Annotated in this window: 1 protein-coding gene and 1 pseudogene; both read left to right on the forward strand. The window is 32.8% G+C overall.

Going from position 1 to position 923, the window contains the following annotated elements; genetic code table 11:
• Positions 1 to 382: pseudogene (locus EZH24_RS12650) on the forward strand (aminoacyl-tRNA hydrolase); the annotation flags it as partial.
• Positions 375 to 923 (forward strand): aminoacyl-tRNA hydrolase (pth, locus tag EZH24_RS12655; RefSeq protein ID WP_137999398.1); only part of this gene is annotated, 549 nt, incomplete at its 3' end. The pseudogene EZH24_RS12650 and the gene pth, both read left to right, overlap by 8 nt.

A 923-nucleotide genomic window follows, 5' to 3' on the forward strand; every position in this document is an offset into this window, starting at 1 on the left:
TATATATGGCGGTTTTATGAAAATAGTCGTTGACGATATTATAGTTATTTATGACGATATGAATATTCCAGTGGGAGAATTTAGAGTCGTTCCCGCAAGAGACGATAGCGATATTTACGGCGATATAGAACCGAGAGAAGGTCCTCTTAAACATAATGGCATTAAAAGTATAGAAGATTCTTTAAAAAGCGATAATTTTACAAGAATCGGAGTGGGAATTGGAAATCCCGCGGAAAACGAAGAAATAGCGGATTTTTTGCTCGCTCCTTTTACGAAAGAAGAAAGAAGAAAAATAAAAGATATATCGGAAGAAATAATTGACGCCGCTTGCATAGCTTTATTTGAATCTCCAAAAGCGGCTAAAAATAAATACAATGACTAAATTGCTTATAGGACTCGGAAATCACGGCGAAGAATATAAAAACAGCAGACATAATATAGGATTTATTATGATTGATAAAATAGCGGAAAATCTCTCCGTCAGTTTTGATAACAATAAAAAAAAATCTTTATACGCTAGAATGAAAAAAGACGAAAATCAGTATATATTTCTTAAACCTCAAACATTTATGAATCTTTCGGGCGAGTCGGCGCTTTACATTTCAAAATTATTTAATGTTTCAATCGAAGATATTTTTGTTATTTATGACGATATGGATTTGCCTTTTGGGAGTTTTAAGATAAAAAAAGGCGGAAGCTCGGGAGGACATAACGGAATAAAAAGTTTGATAGCCCAATTACAAAGCGACAATTTTTTTAGAATTAGAATAGGAATCGGCAGACCAAATTTTGGAAAAAAAGTAAACGATTATGTTTTGTCGTCTTTTAGCAAAAGAGAGCGAGAAATTATAGATAAAGATATTTCGGATAAAGTTATCGAAGCGGTAAAAATAGCTTTATTCGAGTCTCCCGAAAGATTCATA

It is taken from the genome of Brachyspira catarrhinii (genome assembly GCF_005518285.1).
In the GTDB taxonomy this organism is placed as follows: domain Bacteria; phylum Spirochaetota; class Brachyspiria; order Brachyspirales; family Brachyspiraceae; genus Brachyspira; species Brachyspira catarrhinii.